Raw genomic sequence first — 18,923 nt, 5'->3', positions numbered from 1 at the left:
CGGGCGGTTTCGTTTGAACACCCGCACTTGGGTAGACGGCGCAGGCCCCCCGCCCCGAGCCGAAGGAGAACCCGTGTCCCGGGACCAGCGCAAGAACATCTTCATCCTCGGACTGAACGAGGCGAACCTGCGGACGCTGGAAGCCGTTCCGGACGCCCGCCACCACCGCCTCCACCCCCTGCTCAGCGTCAAGGAGCTGCAGGAGGACGAGACCACCGTCGACGAACTGCCGGCCCGGGCCCGGGCCGTGCTCGACGCACGAGGGAAGCGTCGACGCGATCGTCGGCTACTGGGACTTCCCGGTGAGCACGCTCGTGCCCCTGCTGAGCGCGGAGTACGGCACCACCAGCACCAGCCTCGAATCCGTCGTCACGTGCGAGCACAAGTACTGGAGTCGGCTGGAGCAGCGCAAGGTCATCGACGAGCATCCCCGCTTCGGCATGGTGGACCTGGACAGCGACGATCCGCGTCCTCCGGACGGGGTGGATTTCCCGATGTGGCTCAAGCCCGCTCTCGCCTACTCGTCCGAGCTGGCCTTCGGCGTCTCGGACATGCGGGAGTTCCGTACGGCGGTCGACGGTGGACCATGCGGTTCTCCCGGCCCGGCTGGGACGTCCGGGTCGAGACGAGCACCGTGCTGACGTCGAATGCCGACGCGTTCACCGTCGATGCCACGCTGGACGGTTACGAGGACGGCCGCCGGGTCTTCTCCCGCACCTGGAACGAGACCGTTCCCCGGGACCTGGCCTGATGACCCGGCACGGAAGCTGAGGCGGGACGTGTCGATCTCCACCGAGGGCGCGGTGTACGGGTGCCTCGGCATCGGGGCCTTCCTCGCCGCGACCCTGCCCCGGCTGCTCTCCCGCCTGCCGGTCTCCGTGCCGATCGTCTTCCTCGCGGCAGGGGTCGTCCTCTACCTGACACCGCTGCCGCTGCCGGCGTTCGACCCGGTCGCCGACCGGGTCTGGGTCCACCATCTCACCGAGCTCTGCGTCATCGTCTCGCTGATGGGAGCGGGTCTGGCCATCAACCGTCCTTTCGGGTGGCGGCCCTGGGCCTCGACCTGGCGGCTGCTCGGGGTGGCGATGCCGCTGACCATCGGGGCGACGGTGATCGCCGCGTGGGGGTTGCTCGGCTGGCCCGTGTCCGTGGCGCTCCTGGTGGCGGCGGTCCTGGCGCCGACGGACCCCGTGCTCGCGTCCGAGGTGCGGGTGGGCGAGCCGTCCGCCGCGAAGAACGACGAGGACGAGGTCCGCTTCGCGCTGACCAGCGAGGCCGGGTTGAATGACGGACTCGCCTTCCCCTTCGTCCTCGCGGCCGTCGCACTCGCCGCCGCAGGGGGGAACTGGACGGGAGGCTGGCTGACGCACTGGGTCTGGAGCGACGTGCTCGTACGGATCGCCGTGGGCGTGGCGACCGGCCTCGCCATCGGCCTCCTGCTGGGGCGGGTGCTCTTCCGCTCCCGCTCCCGGTCGCTGCGGCTCGCCGAACAGGGCGAGGGGTTCGTGGCGCTGGCGGCGACCTTCCTGGCCTACGGCCTCGCCGAGGCCCTGCACGGCTACGGCTTCCTCGCGGTCTTCGTCACCGCGTGCGCCCTGCGCAGGTCGGAGCACAGCCATGGCTACCACCAGGTGATGCACGGCTTCGTCGAGCAGATCGAACGATTGCTGATGGCCCTGCTCCTGTTCGGCGTGGGCGCCTACGTGGCCTCGGGCGGTCTGGCCGCGCTCACCTGGAAGGGGGCTGCGGTCGCCGTGCTCCTGCACCTCCTGATCCGCCCCGCCTCCGGCTGGCTCGCCCAGCTGCGGGGGCCCGGGCGCCCGGATGAACGTGCGGCCACGTCCTTCTTCGGCATCCGGGGCATCGGATCGCTCTTCTATCTCGCCTACGCCTGCGGTGAGGGCGACTTCGGTCCGTACGAACGGGAGATGTGGGCGGTCGTCGTCTTCGCCGTCCTGACGTCCGTGGTGGCCCACGGGGCGGCCGCGGCCCCGGTGACGTCCTACCTCGACCGGCGCTCGGAGCGCAGTCGCCCCGACCCGGGCTCCCGAACAGGGACGGCACCGGAGCCCGGGTGAGCCGCGTCTCACCCGGGCTCCACGCCTTGTCTATGCAACGAGTTGCATAGAAGGATCGCCGTATGGCCCTCGACCACGCGATCCTCGTCTCCCTGCTGGAGCGGCCCGGCTCCGGCTATGAGCTGGCCCGGCGGTTCGAGCGGTCCATCGGCCACTTCTGGACCGCCACCCACCAGCAGATCTACCGCGTCCTGGGCCGCATGGTGGCCGACGGCCTCCTCCTGGTCCGCGAGGTGGAGCAGCAGGGCCGGCCGGACAAGAAGGAGTACTCCGTCACCGGGCCCGGCCGCGCCGCCCTCGCCGCGTGGCTGCACAAGCCGATCGAGCCGGAGAGCCTGCGGCACGACCTCGCCGTGAAGATCCGGGGCGCGGCCTTCGACGACCCGGCCGCCCTGATCGACGAGGTCGAGCGCCACCGCCAGGTGCACCGCGACCGGCTCGCGCACTACCTCGCCGGAGAACGGCGCGACTTCACCGGGCCCGACGCGCCCGCGCCGCAGGACGCCGGCCAGGAGCTCCAGCACGTCGTGCTGCGGGGCGGTATCGCGTACGAGCGCATGACGATCGCCTGGCTCGACGACGTACTCGCCACGCTCCACCGGCTCGAAGCCGCGGGCCCCGGCGCCTGAACGCCGCGCCGCCCGCCACCGCCGTACCACCGACGAAACCCTCACCCTCCCGGAAGGCACCCGCCATGGCCGACTCCGCGTCGCTCCTGTTCAACCCGCACACCTACGACCCCGAGCACTTCGACCCGGAGACCCGCAGGCTGCTGCGCGCCACCGTCGACTGGTTCGAGGCACGCGGCAAGCGCCGGCTGATCGAGGACTACCGCTCCCGCGCCTGGCTCGGCGACTTCCTCGACTTCGCCGCGAAGGAGGGCCTGTTCGCCACCTTCCTCACCCCCGCATCCGCGGCGGGGAAGGACGACCAGCGGTGGGACACCGCCCGGATCGCCGCCCTCAACGAGATCTTCGGCTTCTACGGCCTCGACTACTGGTACGCCTGGCAGGTGACCATCCTCGGTCTCGGCCCGGTCTGGCAGAGCGACAACGCCGAGGCCCGCGCCCGGGCGGCCGAACTCCTCGCCCAGGGTGAGGTGTTCGCCTTCGGCCTCTCCGAGAAGACCCACGGCGCCGACATCTACTCCACCGACATGCTGCTCACGCCGGACGGCGAGGGCGGCTTCCGGGCCTCCGGCTCCAAGTACTACATCGGCAACGGCAACGCCGCCGGTCTCGTCTCCGTCTTCGGCCGCCGCACCGACGTCGAGGGCCCCGACGGTTACGTCTTCTTCGCCGCCGACAGCCGCGACGAGGCGTACCGGCTCGTGAAGAACGTCGTCGACTCCTCCAAGTACGTCAGCGAGTTCCGCCTCGCCGACTACCCGGTGGCGCCCGCCGACATCCTGCACACCGGCCGCGCCGCCTTCGACGCCGCGCTCAACACCGTCAACGTCGGCAAGTTCAACCTCTGCACCGCCTCCATCGGCATCTGCGAGCACGCCATGTACGAGGCGGTCACCCACGCGAGCAACCGCATCCTCTACGGCCGCCCCGTCACCGCCTTCCCGCACGTGCGCCGCGAGCTGACCGACGCCTACGTCCGGCTCATCGGCATGAAGCTGTTCAGCGACCGCGCCGTCGACTACTTCCGCTCCGCCGGGCCCGACGACCGCCGCTACCTCCTCTTCAACCCGATGACGAAGATGAAGGTGACCACGGAGGGCGAGAAGGTCATCGACCTCATGTGGGACGTCATCGCCGCCAAGGGCTTCGAGAAGGACAACTACTTCGCCCAGGCCGCCGTCGAGATCCGGGGCCTGCCGAAGCTGGAGGGCACGGTCCACGTGAACCTCGCGCTGATCCTGAAGTTCATGCGGAACCACCTGCTCAACCCGGTCGACCACCCGGCCGTCCCGACCCGCCTCGACGCCGCCGACGACGCGTTCCTCTTCCAGCAGGGACCGGCGCGCGGCCTCGGCTCCGTACGCTTCCACGACTGGCGCACCGCGTTCGACGCGTACGCCGAGGTGCCGAACGTCGCCCGCTTCCGCGAGCAGGCCGACGCCCTGTGCACCTTCGTCGAGACGGCCGCCCCCGACGAGGAGCAGAGCCGCGACCTCGACCTCCTCCTCGCCGTCGGCCAGCTCTTCGCCCTGGTCGTCCACGGCCAGCTGATCCTGGAGCAGGCCCGGCTGACCGGCCTGGACGAGGAACTGCTGGACGAACTGTTCGCCGTGCTCGTCCGCGACTTCTCCGCCCACGCCGTCGAACTGCACGGCAAGGACTCCGCCACCGAGGACCAGCAGAACTGGGCGCTGGGCGCGGTCCGCCGGCCCGTCGTCGACGCGGAGCGTTCGGCGCGGATCTGGGAGCGCGTGGAGGCGCTTTCGGGGGCTTACGAGATGGGGCAGTAGACCGCCTGCGGCCGGGGCGGCACCGGGGGGCCGCTCCGTTTGCGGGGTGGTGGACATCGCGTTTGAGTGGGAGGGCCCCCTCGCCTTCCCTGGAGCAGACATGTCGATGGCGTTCGGTTCCCCTCTCGGTCCTTCCGATCCGTTCAGCGATCTGCTGAACCGGTTCTTCGGTATGTCACCCGCCTCCTCGCCCCCCGCGATGCAGCGCGTCCCGATCGGGCGGCTGCTGACGGAGTCCTCCCACGAGCTGCTGGGCCGGGCGACGAGCAAGGCGGCCGAGGACGGCACCGCGGACCTCGACACCGAGCATCTGCTCTGGGCGGCGACCCAGGTCGAGCCCTCGCGCGGGCTGCTGTCCCGCGCGGGGGTCGACCCCGACGCGCTCGCCGCGCAGCTCGGCGAGGTGCTGCCCCGGGAGTCCGCCGAGCCGTCCGCCGAACCCGGGCTCACCCCGGCGGCGAAGCGGACCCTCACCGCCGCCTACGCCCGCTCGCAGGCGGCCGGGGTGTCCTACATCGGGCCCGAGCACATCCTCGGCGCGCTCATCGACGACGCGGACTCCGGGGCCGGGCGGTTCCTGGGGTCGGACGACCTCGACGTGGGGAAGCTGCGCGGCGCGGCCGACCGGGCGGCGGGCCCGGACGGGGCTCCCGGCGGGGCCAAGCAGCCCGCCACGACCCTGGACGAGTTCGGCCGGGACCTCACGGAGGAGGCGAAGGCGGGGAAGCTCGACCCCGTGGTCGGGCGGGCCGAGGAGATCGAGCAGACCATCGAGATCCTCTCGCGGCGCTCCAAGAACAACCCCGTCCTCATCGGCGAGCCCGGTGTCGGCAAGACCGCCATCGTCGAGGGCCTGGCCCAGAGCATCGTCGCGGGCGAGGTCCCCGACACCCTCAAGGACAAGCGGGTCGTCTCCCTGGACCTGTCCGGCATGGTCGCCGGAGCCCAGTACCGGGGCCAGTTCGAGGAGCGCCTGAAGAAGGTCATCGAGGACGTGCAGAAGGCCGAGGGGGAGATCATCCTCTTCATCGACGAACTCCACACGGTCGTCGGCGCCGGTGCCACGGGCGAGGGCTCCATGGACGCGGGCAACATGCTCAAGCCCGCTCTCGCCCGCGGCGAACTGCACGTCGTCGGCGCGACGACGATCGACGAGTACCGCAAGCACATCGAGAAGGACGCCGCCCTGGAACGCCGCTTCCAGCCCGTCCTGGTCCCGGAGCCCACCGTCGAGGAGACCGTACAGATCCTCGAAGGGCTGCGGGACGCCTACGAGGCCCACCACCAGGTCCGGTTCGCCGACGGAGCCCTCACGGCGGCGGCCGAACTCTCCGACCGCTACATCAGCGACCGCTTCCTGCCCGACAAGGCCATCGACCTGATGGACCAGGCCGGGGCCCGGGTACGGCTGCGCAGCGCCAACCGCTCCACCGAGGTCGTCAGCCGCGAGGACCGCCTCGCCAAGCTGCGGCGCGAGAAGGACGAGGCCGTCGCCGGCGAGGAGTTCGAGAAGGCGTCCGGGCTGAAGCAGCAGATCGCCGAGGTGGAGGGCGAACTCGCCGGGATCGAGGAGCGCCGCGAGGGCGTCGTCTCGGTCACCGCCTCCGACATCGCCGACATCGTCTCCCGCCGCACCGGCATCCCCGTCTCCCAGCTCACCGCCGGCGAGAAGGAGAAACTGCTCAAGCTGGAGGAGGAGATGCACGCCCGGATCGTCGGCCAGGACGAGGCCGTCACCGCGGTCTCCGAAGCCGTACGCCGCAACCGCGCCGGCATGGGCGACCCGAACCGGCCCGTCGGCTCGTTCCTCTTCCTCGGCCCCACCGGCGTCGGCAAGACAGAGCTGGCCAAGACGCTCGCCGAGCTGCTGTTCGGCCAGGACGACCGCATGATCCGCTTCGACATGAGCGAGTTCCAGGAGAAGCACACGGTCGCCCGGCTCGTCGGAGCCCCTCCCGGATACGTCGGTTACGACGAGGCCGGCCAGCTCACCGAGAAGGTGCGGCGCAACCCCTACAGCGTCGTCCTGTTCGACGAGGTCGAGAAGGCGCACCCCGACGTCTTCAACACGCTGCTCCAGATCCTCGACGACGGCCGCCTCACCGACGGGCAGGGCCGCACCGTCGACTTCCGCCACTGCGTCGTCATCATGACGTCCAACATCGGCGCCCACCGCATCCTCGCCCACGAGGGCGACGCCGCCGAGCTCAAGGACGAGCTGATGGAGGAGCTGCGCGGCCGGTTCCTCCCCGAGTTCCTCAACCGCATCGACGACATCATCGTCTTCCACAGCCTCACCGAGGACGACCTGTCCGAGATCGTCGACCACATCCTGGACCGCAGCAAGCACCGCGTCCACGCCCAGGGCATGACCCTGGAGGTCACCGAGGCGGCGAAGAAACTCCTGGTCGCCCACGGCTACCAGCCGGAGTTCGGCGCCCGCCCGCTGCGCCGCACGATCCAGACGGAACTGGACAACCGCCTCGCCTCCCTGCTGCTCGGCGGCGAAGCCGACCCCGGGGACACGATCGTCGCCGACGTGGTCGACGACTCCCTGCACTGCACCATCCGCAAGGACGACGGCGCCGGGGACACCCCTGCCGCCGGCACCTCCGACGGCGAGGAGTGAGCGATGTCCCATCACCACCACAAGTCGAACGAAGAGGTCGAGGGCGACCCGGACACCGGCCACAGCCGCGGGATGCCCCGCCGCCCGGACGAGAAGCGACTCGACGAGCGCCTGGAGGAGGACCGCGAGGAAATGGGCCTCGCCCCCGACGGCAAGAACCGGAAGAGGAAGACCGACTAGCGCCGTGGGAACGGCCCGGCCCCGCGAGATCCCGGCCGGGCCGTTCCCGTTTCGGGCGTCCGGCTTCAGGCGCCCGGCACCACCGTGACCTTGACGTGTTTCATGATCGGCTGGTCGCTCTGGGTGCTGTAGTCGCCCAGCGCGCACAGCACGTTCATCTCCGGCATGTACCCGGCCGCACAGCCGCGCGGGATGTCGTACGGGATCGCCGTGTAGCCGTTCAGGAACCGCCGGCTGCCGTCCTTCGCCGTGCTCGTGATGTCGACCGGACCCATGTCGGCGATCCCGCGCTCGCGCATGTCAGCCCGGTTCATGAAGATCAGCGTGCGCAGGTTCTTGATGCCCCGGTAGCGGTCGTTGTCGGAGTAGATGGTGGTGTTCCACTGGTCGTGCGACCGCATCGTGCCGAGCGCCAGCGTGCCGGGCTCGGGCACCACGTCGGGGAGCGGGGCCGCGGAGAACTCGGCGCGCCCCGACGGGGTCAGGAAGACCAGCTCGCGGGCGGGCTGCTTGATCCGGAAGCCGAGGGGCAGCCGGACCCGGCGGTTGAAGTCCTCGAAGCCGTCCAGGGCCTCGGCCATCGTGTCCCGGATCCGGTCGTAGTCCTCGATGTACCAGTCCCAGGGGGTCTCGCTGTCCGGCAGGGCTGCGCGCGCCATCCCGGCGACGATCGCCGGCTCGGACAGCAGGTGCGGGGAGGCGGGGCGCTTCATCCCGAGGGACAGGTGGACCATGCTCATCGAGTCCTCGACCGAGGTGCTCTGGACGCCGCCCCGCTGGTGGTCCTTCTCGGTGCGGCCGAGGCACGGCAGGATCAGGGCCGCGCGGCCGTGGACGACATGGCTGCGGTTCAGCTTGGTGCTCACCTGGACGGTGAGGTCGCAGGAGCGCAGCGCCGCGTACGTGGCCGGGGTGTCGGGCGCGGCGAGCGCGAAGTTGCCGCCCATCCCGACGAACACCTTCACCGCGCCCTCCTGCATCGCCTGGATCGTTCCCACGGTGTCCAGGCCGTGTTCGCGCGGCGGGTCGATCCTGCAGGTCCCGGCGAGCCGGTCCAGGAACTCCTCGGTGGGGCGGTGGTCGATGCCGCAGGTGCGGTTGCCCTGGACGTTGCTGTGCCCGCGCACGGGGGAGGGGCCCGCGCCCTCCCGGCCGAGATTGCCGCGCAGCAGAAGGAGGTTGACGATCTCGCGGACGGTGTCGACCCCGTGCTCGTGCTGGGTGAGGCCCAGGCACCAGCTGACGATGGAGCGGTCGGCCTCCTCGTACACATGCGCCGCCTTGAGGATCTCGGCGCGGCTCAGCCCGGACCGGTGCTCCAGCTCCTCCCAGGGCGTGGCCTCGCACAGCTCCCGGTACTCCTCGAAGCCGGTGGTGTGACGGTCGATGAAGGTACGGTCCAGGGCCTTGGGGTCGCTCGCCGACTTCTCCAGGATTGCCTTGGCCATGCCACGCAGCAGCGCCATGTCACCGCCGATGCGCGGCTGGAGGTTGAGCGTGCTGGTCCTCGTGGTCTTGAACAGCGCCATGTCCGTGAAGTCGTGCGGCACGATGGTGCGGGTGGCCGCCGCCTCCACCAGCGGGTTGACGTGCACGATCTGCGCGCCGCGACGGTCGGCCTCGGCGAGGGCGGTCAGCATCCGGGGCGCGTTCGACGCGGCGTTGACGCCCAGGATGAACAGGGCGTCCGCGGACTCCCAGTCCTTGAGGTCGACCGTGCCCTTTCCGGTGCCCAGGGACGCCTGGAGGGCCCGCCCGCTGGCCTCGTGGCACATGTTGGAACAGTCCGGCAGATTGTTCGTGCCCAGCTCGCGGGCCATCAGCTGGTAGAGGAAGGTGGCTTCGTTGCCGAGCCGGCCTGAGGTGTAGTACGCCGCCCGGTTCGGGCTGTCGAGGCCGCGCAGGGTGGCTCCGACCAGCTCGAACGCGTCCTTCCAGCTGATCGGGACGTAGTGGTCGGATGCGGGGTCGTACACCATCGGCTCGGTCAGCCGGCCCTGGTTCTCCAGGTCGTAGTCGCTCCACCCGTACAGCTCGGTCACCGAGTGCGCGGCGAAGAACTCGCGCCCGACGCGCTTGGGCGTCATCTCCCAGGTGACGTGCTTGATGCCGTTCTCGCAGATGTCCAGATGCAGGCCCTTGGTGTCGTCCGGCCACGCGCACCCGGGACAGTCGAAGCCGCCGTTCTCGTGGTTCATCCGCATGATCGCGCGGGGGCCGTCCACCAGCGCGCGTTCCTCCACCAGGAAGCGGGTCACGCTCTTCGCCGCCCCCCACCCCGCGGCGGGATGGCGGTAGGGCCGGAACCGCGGATCGCCCTCGGGGACGGGGCCGACCCGGGGCTCCAGGGACTCCTGCGCTTCCTCGCCGGTGCTGGCGTCCTCGTCGATGCTCACGGCACTTCCCCCCTTTCACCTGCGATGACGGCGGGCCGATGGACGTGGTGGGGCGTAACGGGTCCTTCCGGCAGGCTATGCCCGGGGTTTCCCGGCTGCCAGTCGGCTCCGGGGCTGTCGCCGGTCGGCTCCGGGGCCGTTCCCGGCCGAGTCCGGGGGCCGTTCCCGGCCGAGTCCGGGACCGCTTCCGATCAGCCGCGACACCGTTCCGGAACTGCGGGCCGGATCAGCCGCGCATACGCTGACATGGTCCGGCCCCGGCTGCGGGGAACGCCTCGCGGCACGGGCTCAGGCTCCTCGGGCAGCCACGTGAGGCCCCCCATGAACCACATGAACAGCTACCGTCGGTTCCTGCTCCCCGCCGTTCCCCGGCTCGCGGGCTCCGCTCTGGTCGGAGCCGCCGCCGGCGTCCTGGTCGGCGTCCTCCTCACCAACGTGCCGCTGGGCTTCCTCGTCGGGATAGCCCTCGCCCAGACCGTCTTCGTCGTCACGGGATGGCTCGTCCTGTGGCCGATGGACGCCGCCGCGACCCACGACAACGCCCGGCGCGAGGAGTTCCGGCCCGTCGCCGAGGAACTCGTCGTCGTCACGGCCGCCCTGTCCGGCCTGGTCGGCATCGTGCTGTTGCTGCTGATCGGCGACTCGGACCTGAGCCACACGGCGGCCGCCCTGGCGCTCGGGGGCGTATTCATGTCCTGGGCGGCGCTCCACCTGATGTACGCGGCCCGTTACGCGTACATCTACCACCAGACGCCCGGCGGCGGGATCGACTTCAACACGAAGGAGCCGCCGCGCTACATCGACTTCCTCTACTTCAGCTACAACCTGGGCATGACGTACCAGGTCTCCGACAACAACGTCTCCACCTCCAGGATCCGCGCCGTCGCCCTTCGTCACTGCCTGCTGTCGTACATCTTCGGCGCCAGCATCCTCGCCACCACGATCAACCTGGTCGCCGGCATCGTCACCGGCTGAGGAGCCTTCGACGGGGCATTCGGCGGAGCTTTCGACGAGCTGACGGGCCGAGGCGGACGGATCAGCACTCGGGGAGCGTCAGCCGCCGGGTCACGCGCAGCGCCGACTCCAGCAGCCGCGCCCTGACCTCGGTGGTCCGGTACATCCGGTCCGACCGGAACGAGATGCCGATCGAACCGACCTGGTCACCGTTGTAGACCGGCACCGCCGCGCACGTGGTACCCCGTGAGTACTCCCCGCGGTCCAGCGACATAGGGCCCGAGGGGGCGGCGTCGAGCTCCCGCAGCAGCTCCTCCCGGCGCGTGATCGTGCGGGGGGTGAGGTCGGCCAGGGCGTGCCGGGAGAGGTAGTTGGCGCGCGCCTCCGGGGCCAGCTCGCGCAGCACGCTCTTGCCGAGCGCGGTCGCGTGCCCGGCCTCCTGGAAGCTCACCCAGACGTTCACGCGGGGGGCCCGCGGGCTGTCGACGATCTCCAGGACCCGGATCTCGCCCTCGTCGTAGAGCGTCAGGTAGACGGCGGCGGACAGTCTGTCGCGCAGCGAGGACAGCAGGGGGCGGACGCGCTCCTGCGACGCCAGGCCGTCGTCGGCGGTCAGCAGCCGGGGGCCCCGCTCGTGGAGGGCGAACACACCGTCGTCCAGCTCGTCCAGATAGCCGTCCCGGGCGAGCTCGTGGAGGAACCGCCGGGCGGTGAACTCCGGCAGCCCGGCCGCCCGGGCCAGCTGCTCCACGGAGGCGCCGTCCGGGTGTGCGCCGACGGCCTCCAGCAACCGGAGGTCCTGCCGGACGGACACCGTCGGGTCGGGGCCGGCCTGGTCACCCATGGCACCAGGATGGACCCGGCGCCGGGGAGCGGCAAGGCCGGTCCTCCGGCCGGGCGCGGGCACGGCGGACGACCCGCCCGGCCTTCGGTACGCTCTCGTCTGATCTTCGGGGCACGTGCGGGCTCCGGACTGCCGTGACCAGGGGGATGGTTTCCGATGAGCAGCGCGTCTTCGACCGATCCGTTCCAGCCGCTCAAGGCCGACGACCCCGCGGTGCTGGGGGGTTACCGGCTGGCCGCCGTGCTGGGCGCGGGCGGCATGGGCAAGGTGTATCTGTCGTAACGCCCGGCGGGCGGCCCCTCGCCATCAAGGTGATCCGGGCCGAGTTCGGCGAGGACCCGGAGTTCCGGCGGCGTTTCCAGCAGGAGGTGCGGTCCGCGCAGCGGGTGCAGGGGCTGTACACCGCGCCGGTCATCGACTCGGACACCGAGGGCGCGCAGCCCTGGCTGGCCACGGCCTATGTGCCGGGTCCCTCGCTCGCGCACGCGGTGGCCCGGCACGGCGGACTGCCCCCGCGTGCTGCTGCTGACGGTCGGGGTGGCCGAGGCGCTCGGGGTCATCCACGGTGCGGGCATCGTGCACCGTGATCTGAAGCCCGCGAACGTCCTGCTCGCCGCCGACGGCCCGCGTGTCATCGACTTCGGTATCGCCAGAGCGGCCGACACGACCGCCCTGACCGGTACGGGTGTCAGTGTCGGTAGCCCGGCGTTCATGGCGCCGGAGCAGGCCGCGGCCGGCACCGTCACCCCGGCCACCGACGTCTTCGCCCTGGGCCAGATCGCCGCCTACGCCGCGATCGGCGCGCCCGCGTTCGGTGAGGGGCCCTCGCACGCGGTGCTCTACCGGATCGTCCACGAGGATCCCGACCTCAGCCGGCTGCCCGACGAACTGCGCCCCCTGGTCAGCCGCTGCCTCAGCCGCGACCCCGCCGACCGCCCCGCCCTGGCCGACATCATCGCGATGTGCCACGAGATCTCGCCCGAGCCCCTGCGCCAGGGCGAGGACTGGCTCCCGCAGGAGGTCGCGGGGTCGATCACCGAGCGGCTGCGGCTGCGGCTGCGGATGCCCGCCCCCGCGCCCACGCCGCCCCCGCAGCCGAGCGCCGCGCCGACGCCCACCGAGTTCGCCCCGGGGAACGCGCCGACCCCGCCGCCGGGAGGCCCCCACTACACCCCGACCGGTTACGCGGTCGCCTCCGCGCCGACGCAGACCGGACCGGGTGCGCCCGGTACGCCGGGCGTGCCGGGCGCACCCGGGAGCGTGCCGCCCGGCCCGTGGCAGCGACACGCGTACCAGCAGGGGCACCCCACCCCGCCGCCGCAGCCCTCCGGCTTCCAGCAGCCGGGCTTCCAGCAGTCGGGGTTCCAGCAACCCGGCTTTCACCAGTCCGGTTTCCAGCAGCCCGGTTTCCAGCAGTCCGGCTTCCAGCCCCAGGCGCCGCGCTCCAAGCGGCCGGGCCTGGTCGTGGCCGCGTCCGTCGTCGGCGCGCTGGTCGTGCTCGGCGTGATCGGGGCCCTGCTGCCGGACGAAGAGAAGTCCGGCAAGGAGGGCCGGGCCGGGGCGTCGTCCTCCAGCGGCAGTTCGGCGGACGGCGGTTCCGCCGACAAGGCCCGGGGAAAGCCGGCCGATCCCAGGCCGGTCTCGTACCAGGGCATCGACGTGACGGCGAACTACGCACTCAAGCTCGCCGACCACCCGCCCCGGCCGGTGGAGGACGAGGGCAGCGGCGTCAGTTACGGCAAGGGCGACTTCTACTTCTACCGGGACGAGCTCTTCGGCGACGAGAGGGTGGGCAGCGCCAACGGGAAACTGGTGGTGCTGAAGAACTCGCAGAAGGGCTCGCTGGAGGTCTGCCGTCAGGAGACCCGCTTCACCGAGAAGATCGAGCTCCGAACAGCTCACGTCCGGTTCGCAGATCTGTGTGCTCAGCAAGGCCGGGCACATCGCCGTGGTGACCTACCGCGGCAAGTCGGGCGCCGACGATCCGAGCCGCTACCTCACCATCAATCTGACGGTCTGGCGCAACGCCGAGGAAGCGCAGATGGACTGACGGGCAGTCAGCCCGCCCTGGTCAGCAGGTCGCGCCGGGGCGGACGGGCTTCAAGCCGACCAGATAGGCGTCGACCTTCTCCGTGACACAAGCGCCGCCGCGCCCGTACGCGGTGTGCCCCATCCCCTCGTACGTGAGCAGCATCCCGCCCGGGAACTGGTCCGCGAGGCTCACCGCCTCCTCGTACGGGGTGGACGGGTCACCGGTGGTGCCGACGACCAGCACCGGCACCACCCCGTCGGCGTCGACCCGGTGCGGCGTGCGGCCGCCGGACGGCCAGCCACGGCAGGTGAGTTCGGCGGTCACGCCGGCCGTGCCGTAGACCCCCGCCGCCTTCTCCGCGCGTGGCAGGGCGGCCCAGTAGGCGGCCAGGTCGCGCGGGTGCGGAACGTCCAGGCAGTTGACCGCGGTCAGCGCGGCGCCCTCGTTGTCGTCGGGGGTGAGGTCCTCGGCGGCACCGCTGCCCTCGTCACCGCTGTCCTCCTCGGTGACTTCGCCGGTGTCCTCCGGTGCGGGGTCCTCCTCGGCCGGGGCCGGCTCCTCCTCGTCCAGCGCGCCCAGTTCGGTCGCGTCCCCCGCGTCCGCCGCCGCCAACGCCCGGGACAGCGGCTCCCATTGGTCCTCCGGGGTGTACATCGCCATCGACACCGCGTCGAGTACGGCCGTCGCGTCCATCCCGCCGTACTCCGCGTACGAGCTGTCCTCGGAGACCGGTAGCGGCTCGCTTTCGGCGCGCGTGTACAGCCCTTCGATCAGCGCGCGTATCGCGTCGGGGCTGTCGGCCGGGCAGCTGTCACCCGCGATCTCCGCGCAGTGGTCGGCGTAGTCGTCCACGCTCCGCCGGAACCCGGCCGACTGGCTGAGTACCCGCTGCGACCAGTCCAACGACGGGTCGATCGCCCCGTCCAGCACCATTGCGCGGACCCGGCGGGGGAACAGTTCGGCGTACGCGGTGCCCAGGCTCGTTCCGTACGACCAGCCCAGGTACGTCAGTTCGCGCTCGCCCAGCGCGGCGCGGAGCACATCCAGGTCGCGGGCCGCGTCCTGGGTGCCGACGTGCCGAAGGAGGCCGCCGCTGTGCCGCTCGCAGTCCTCCGTGGCGGCCCGTGCCCCCTCGGCGGCGGCGGTGCGCTCCTCCTCCGTACGGGGGTGGAGCGGCGCGACGCCTTCCGACACGGGCGGCTCCGGCGCCTCCTCCTCGGCCTCGTCCTCGCTCGCCGTGCAGGTCAGGGCGGGGATGCTCGCCCCGACCCCGCGCGGGTCGAAGGTGACGATGTCGAAGCGGTCGCGGGCCGCCCGGCCGAACGCCTCGTCCATGCCCTCCTGGAGGGACTGGACCCCGGCCGCCCCCGGCCCGCCCGGGTTGTAGACGAGCGAGCCGATGCGCCGGTCCGGCTTCCCGGCCTCCGCACGCGCCACCGGCAGAACGAAGGTCCTGCCGTTCCCCGGGTCGTCGTAATCCCGGGGAACGGTCAGTCGCGCGCACACGTACCCCTCCGTGTCGCAGTCCGTCCACCGCAGCCGCTGGCCGTAGAAGGCCTTGAGGTCGGGCCGGGTCGCGGGGTCGGCCGAGGCGGGGGAGGCCGCTGCCCGCCCCGGTCCGGTGGCGGGACCGGCCGTGCAGGAGGTGAGCGCGACCGAACAGGCCAGAGCCAGGGCGGTGACGAGGGCGGGGCGGCGGCGGGCGGGGTGGTTCAACGGACTGCTCCCAGGGGTCGGACCGTGCGGTTCCCCGGCAGCATTCCTGGTCGATGCTTAAGGTTTGATGAGTCGGCCAGACGGCGGCCCGTTGTCGGGCTCGGCCCTCCGCCGACGGCGGCCCGGCGTCGGTCTCAGCCCTCCGCGGACGGCTGGTCGCCGCTCGGCAGGCGCAGCACGAACCGGGCTCCGCCGCGCTGCCCGGGTCCGGCCGTGAGGCTGCCGCCGTGGGCGTGCGCGACCCATGAGGCGATGGAGAGACCGAGCCCCGTCGACCGCGATCCGCTCCGGAACCGGTCGAACAGCGCCCCCGCCACCTCGGGCGGCAGCCCCGGCCCGGTGTCCTCCACCGTCACGGTCGTCGACGCCCCGGCGACGGCCACCGCGACCTCCACCTCCGCCGGGGCCCCGGGCGCATGGCCGTGGACGAGCGCGTTGCCGACGAGATTGGCCACAGCACGCCGTACGAGGTCGGGGTCGGCGACCACCACGGCCTCCCGGGCCTCGACCGTCACCCGGTGGCCGTCCGTGGGCGCGTCCTCCACCACGTCCTCCACCAGCTGGTCAAGACGCAGCGGCTCCACCGCGAGCACGGCCGTCCCCGACATCAGCCGGGCCCGGGTGAGCAGCCCGTCCACCAGCGAACCCATTCCCTCGGCCAGCCGCAGCGTGCGCCGGTGCACGTCGGTGCTGTCGGTGTCCCCGCGCAGCGCGGTCTCGGCGAGGGTCCGCAGTGAGGCCGCCGGAGTCCGCAGGTCGTGCGCGGCGTCCGCCAGGAACGACTCCTGCCGGTCCAGGGCCTCCAGGGCGGGTCGGACCGCCCGGCCCGACAGCAGATGCCCGACCAGGGCCGAGAGGCCGACCAGCAGGGCGCAGCCACCGGTCACCCGCCAGGCGAGCCGCCGGTGGTCGGCCTGCTGCGCGGCGGTGTCCGCCACGGTGACCAGGGCCCCCTGCGGGCGGGAGTCCTCCTCGGCCTCGGGCGGGTAGAACGGCAGGGCGAACAGGCGTACCGGTTCCCCCGAGGCCGTACGCCCGTCGAGGGGCCGTTCCTCGTCGGCGTTCACGGCCGCCGCGGCTGCCCGTCGTACGGCAGGGCCGTCGACGGTGAGGCACGGCCGGCGCGGCGCGTGCTCCACGACCAGGTCCGCCGGGGCGATCCGGCGCGCGACCCGCGCGGCGTCCGGCGGGACGGACAGCAGGTGGAGGGGCGGGCAGGCGGTCCCCGCCGTGTCGAGCAGCACCCCGGCGTCCAGCCGCCCGTCCTCGTCGGTCTCCAGCAGGCCGAGCGCCCAGTTGGTGTCCGCGCTCATCGTCCGGTCCAGCTGGTCGCGCCAGCGCACATCGTCGCCACGCACCGCCCAGGCGGCCATGGCGATCAGCCCCACCGCGCTGGTCAGGGCGAACAGCAGGGTGATCCGGCGGCGGAGCCGACGCACCCGGGCCGTCGGCGTCAGGGGGCGGGAGCGCCGCGACCGCAGGCGTACGGCTCCGGTCACGGGGCCGGGTCCTCCGCCACGGCCAGACGGTAGCCGGTGCCGCGCACGGTGTGGAGCAGCGGGGGAGCGCCGAGTTTGCGGCGCAGCTGCGAGACCAGGACCTCCAGCACGTTGGACCGGTGCTCGGCCATCTCGTCCCAGCAGCGCTCGACCAGCTCCGCCCGGCTGACCGCCTGGTCGGCCCGGTCGGCCAGCACCTCCAGCACCGCGAACTCCCGGCTGGTCAGGGTCAGCAGCACCCCGCCCCGCCGCACCCGCCGCCGCGCCGTGTCGATCTCCAGACCGCCGACCCGCAGCACCGGCGGGGTGAGCGCCGGGGCGCGGCGGCACAGGCTGCGGACCCGGGCGACCAGCTCCGGGACGGCGAACGGTTTGACCAGATAGTCGTCGCCGCCCCGGGCGAAGCCCTCCACCCGGTCGGCGACGGTGTCCCGGGCGGTCAGGAACAGCACCGGCACCGCCCGCCCGGAGCGCCGCAGCTCCTCCACGTACTCCACGGCGTCCCCGGCGGGCAGCATCCGGTCGAACACGACGCAGTCGTACGCGGTGACGAACAGCGCCTCGTCGGCCTGCGGCAGATCGACCGCCTCGTCGACGGCGAGCCCGGCGGCGCGCAGGGCCGCGGCCACGCCGAAGCGGAGGTTGGCGTCGTCCTCGACCAGCAGCACTCTCACGCCGTCACCCTAACCGCGCCGGGTGGCGGCGGTCGGGCGGGCCGGAGGCCCACCGGCAGTCGGGTCAGTGGCCGACCAGCTCCCCGTCCCGGGCCACGATCCGCCCGCCGCGCACCACCATCTCGCGCCGCGGCAGGTCCACCACGACCTGCGGCAGGCACTCCCCGCGCACCAGCAGGAAGTCGGCCGGCGAACCGGGCTTCAGGTCTGCCTCGGGCAGCCCCAGCAGCCGGGCCCCGCCGTCGGCCCCAGCCCGGAAGGCCGCCTCCAGCTCCTCGTCGAGGCGGGCGTCCCGCACCCAGGCCAGCAGGTGCGAGCGGTGCAGCATGTCCGCGTTGCCGAAGGGGCTCCAGGAGTCCCGCACGCCGTCGGAGCCGAGGCCCACCTCGACCCCGTGCTCCCGCAGCCGGTCGATCGGCAGCACCAGGTCCGAGGAGGGCGCGACCGTCGTCAGCGAGATCCGGGCATCGGCCAGGTCCGCCGCAAGACGGTCGAGCTCCCGCTCGGGCAGGCCGGGCACACAGAAGACATGACTGACCGTCACCTTGCCTTGTAGGGACAGTGCGTTGGTGCGGTCGATGATCGCGCGCAGGGACTCCATCCCCGTCGCGGCCCGCTCGTGCAGGTGGATGTCGACGCCCACGCCGTGCCGGTCCGCGATACCGAAGACGATGTCGAGCTGCTCCTCGAGCGCCTCGTCGAACCCGATCGGGTCGATGCCGCCGACCCGGTCGATCGCCCCGGTGCGCGCGGCCTCCTCCAGCAAGTCCTTCGTCCCCGGCGTCCGGACCACCCCGTGCTGGGGGAACGCGACGATCTCCACGTCGAGCGCGTGCCGCAGCGCCCTGCGGGCGGAACCGACGCCCTCGACGCCCACCAGGTCGTAGGCGGGAGCGACGTCGACGTGGGCCCGCATCGCCCGGGTGCCCTGGGTGACGGCATGGCCCATCAGACGCTCCGCGCGCTTCTTCAGCGGCGTACGCAGCGCGTGGTACAGCTTCACGTCCTCCTCGGTGTACTCGGCGATGGAGCTCGCCGGGTTCCGGGTCACCCACGGCTCGCCCCAGGCCGTCTTGTCGGGGTGGATGTGCGCGTCGACCAGGGTCGGCAGCGCGATCCGGCCCTTGCAGTCGACGACCTTCGCGCCGCGCGGGGCGGGTTCCGCGGTGATGACCCCGTCGACGACGGTGAGGTCGACGGGGCGCTGGGCGCCGTAGGGCCGGACGTTCTTGAACACCGTGGCGCGGGCGTGGCCGCCCGTGCGGTCGGGCTGCTCGGTGATCCGGTCGGCGGCGGCGGGTGCGGCGGCCGTCCCGGCGGGCCGGGCCTCGGCGGCCTGGGCCCCCGAGGCCGCCGAGGCGCTGAGCGTCGCCGCGGTGCCCGCGACGGCGGCGGCCCCGGCCAGCATCGAGCGTCGGGAGAGACCGGCGGAGGCGGTGGACTCGGCGTGCATCAGGAGCTCCTTCGAGGAGAGGGAAGGGGGAAGAGGAGGGGAGAAGCGG

The 18,923-nt window shown here is 72.3% G+C and carries 12 protein-coding genes and 3 pseudogenes; 9 read left to right on the top strand and 6 right to left on the bottom strand.

Annotation, left to right across the window (positions count from 1 at the left end; translation table 11 throughout):
- Nucleotides 1–73 precede the first annotated feature (73 nt).
- The 7 genes and pseudogenes from WQO_RS02830 to WQO_RS36320 all read left to right on the top strand — a co-directional run.
- Nucleotides 74–575: pseudogene (locus WQO_RS02830) on the top strand (ATP-grasp domain-containing protein); the annotation flags it as partial.
- A pseudogene (locus WQO_RS37355) lies at nt 569–751 on the top strand (hypothetical protein); the annotation flags it as partial. The pseudogenes WQO_RS02830 and WQO_RS37355, both read left to right, overlap by 7 nt.
- A 28-nt stretch (nt 752–779) precedes the next feature.
- Nucleotides 780–2,078, top strand: a complete 1,299-nt coding sequence (locus WQO_RS02825; RefSeq protein ID WP_010062662.1) for a cation:proton antiporter — start codon at nt 780–782, stop codon at nt 2,076–2,078.
- A 62-nt stretch (nt 2,079–2,140) separates the two neighbouring features.
- Nucleotides 2,141–2,707, top strand: a complete 567-nt coding sequence (locus WQO_RS02820; protein ID WP_010062663.1) for a PadR family transcriptional regulator — start codon at nt 2,141–2,143, stop codon at nt 2,705–2,707.
- Nucleotides 2,708–2,772: 65 nt separating this feature from the next.
- Nucleotides 2,773–4,497 carry an acyl-CoA dehydrogenase family protein gene (locus tag WQO_RS02815; protein ID WP_010062664.1) on the top strand — a complete coding sequence of 575 codons (1,725 nt, stop codon included), beginning with the start codon at nt 2,773–2,775 and terminating at the stop codon, nt 4,495–4,497.
- A 100-nt stretch (nt 4,498–4,597) separates the two neighbouring features.
- On the top strand, nt 4,598–7,126 hold the full coding sequence (locus WQO_RS02810; RefSeq protein WP_010062665.1) for an ATP-dependent Clp protease ATP-binding subunit: 2,529 nt from the start codon (nt 4,598–4,600) through the stop codon (nt 7,124–7,126).
- A gap of 3 nt (nt 7,127–7,129) precedes the next feature.
- Nucleotides 7,130–7,306 carry a hypothetical protein gene (locus WQO_RS36320; RefSeq protein WP_010062667.1) on the top strand — a complete coding sequence of 59 codons (177 nt, stop codon included), beginning with the start codon at nt 7,130–7,132 and terminating at the stop codon, nt 7,304–7,306.
- 65 nt (nt 7,307–7,371) lie between these two features.
- Here the strand turns inward: WQO_RS36320 and WQO_RS02805 are convergent, their stop codons facing one another.
- The gene (locus WQO_RS02805; RefSeq protein WP_010062669.1) at nt 7,372–9,702 is read right to left on the bottom strand and encodes an FdhF/YdeP family oxidoreductase; all 2,331 of its coding nucleotides are present in this window, start codon (nt 9,700–9,702) and stop codon (nt 7,372–7,374) included.
- A 330-nt stretch (nt 9,703–10,032) separates the two neighbouring features.
- Here WQO_RS02805 and WQO_RS02800 point away from each other — a divergent pair, with 330 nt between their 5' ends.
- Nucleotides 10,033–10,677, top strand: a complete 645-nt coding sequence (locus WQO_RS02800) for a DUF1345 domain-containing protein (protein ID WP_029182505.1) — start codon at nt 10,033–10,035, stop codon at nt 10,675–10,677.
- Nucleotides 10,678–10,738: 61 nt separating this feature from the next.
- Here WQO_RS02800 and WQO_RS02795 read toward each other — a convergent pair whose 3' ends face one another.
- Complete coding sequence (locus WQO_RS02795; RefSeq protein ID WP_010062671.1) at nt 10,739–11,500, bottom strand: IclR family transcriptional regulator; 762 nt, start codon at nt 11,498–11,500, stop codon at nt 10,739–10,741.
- Between the two features lie 156 nt (nt 11,501–11,656).
- Between WQO_RS02795 and WQO_RS02790 the strand changes: the two are divergent.
- Nucleotides 11,657–13,550, top strand: a pseudogene (locus WQO_RS02790) (serine/threonine-protein kinase).
- Between the two features lie 21 nt (nt 13,551–13,571).
- On the opposite strand, the gene WQO_RS02785 reads toward WQO_RS02790, so the two are convergent.
- From WQO_RS02785 to WQO_RS02770, 4 genes are all read right to left on the bottom strand, one after another.
- A complete protein-coding gene (locus WQO_RS02785; protein WP_010062673.1) occupies nt 13,572–15,248 on the bottom strand; it encodes an alpha/beta hydrolase in 1,677 nt (558 codons plus the stop codon).
- 134 nt (nt 15,249–15,382) lie between these two features.
- A complete protein-coding gene (locus WQO_RS02780; RefSeq protein WP_010062674.1) occupies nt 15,383–16,747 on the bottom strand; it encodes a sensor histidine kinase in 1,365 nt (454 codons plus the stop codon).
- The gene (locus tag WQO_RS02775; protein WP_010062675.1) at nt 16,744–17,415 is read right to left on the bottom strand and encodes a response regulator transcription factor; all 672 of its coding nucleotides are present in this window, start codon (nt 17,413–17,415) and stop codon (nt 16,744–16,746) included. Before WQO_RS02775 ends, WQO_RS02780 begins: the two co-directional genes overlap by 4 nt.
- A gap of 70 nt (nt 17,416–17,485) precedes the next feature.
- The gene (locus tag WQO_RS02770; protein WP_010062676.1) at nt 17,486–18,874 is read right to left on the bottom strand and encodes an amidohydrolase family protein; all 1,389 of its coding nucleotides are present in this window, start codon (nt 18,872–18,874) and stop codon (nt 17,486–17,488) included.
- Nucleotides 18,875–18,923: the final 49 nt, after the last annotated feature.

The organism is Streptomyces globisporus C-1027, assembly GCF_000261345.2.
Taxonomy (GTDB): domain Bacteria; phylum Actinomycetota; class Actinomycetes; order Streptomycetales; family Streptomycetaceae; genus Streptomyces; species Streptomyces pakalii.
This window is presented reverse-complemented; position numbering and strand designations above follow the sequence as displayed.

Excerpts from the sequence above, each read along its gene's own strand:
- WQO_RS02820 (WP_010062663.1), top strand. The coding sequence starts at position 2,141 with ATGGCCCTCGACCACGCGATCCTCGTCTCCCTGCTGGAGCGGCCCGGC.
- WQO_RS02815 (WP_010062664.1), top strand. The coding sequence starts at position 2,773 with ATGGCCGACTCCGCGTCGCTCCTGTTCAACCCGCACACCTACGACCCC.
- WQO_RS02810 (WP_010062665.1), top strand. The coding sequence starts at position 4,598 with ATGTCGATGGCGTTCGGTTCCCCTCTCGGTCCTTCCGATCCGTTCAGC.
- WQO_RS36320 (WP_010062667.1), top strand. The coding sequence starts at position 7,130 with ATGTCCCATCACCACCACAAGTCGAACGAAGAGGTCGAGGGCGACCCG.
- WQO_RS02800 (WP_029182505.1), top strand. The coding sequence starts at position 10,033 with ATGAACAGCTACCGTCGGTTCCTGCTCCCCGCCGTTCCCCGGCTCGCG.
- WQO_RS02795 (WP_010062671.1), bottom strand. The coding sequence starts at position 11,500 with ATGGGTGACCAGGCCGGCCCCGACCCGACGGTGTCCGTCCGGCAGGAC.
- WQO_RS02770 (WP_010062676.1), bottom strand. The coding sequence starts at position 18,874 with ATGCACGCCGAGTCCACCGCCTCCGCCGGTCTCTCCCGACGCTCGATG.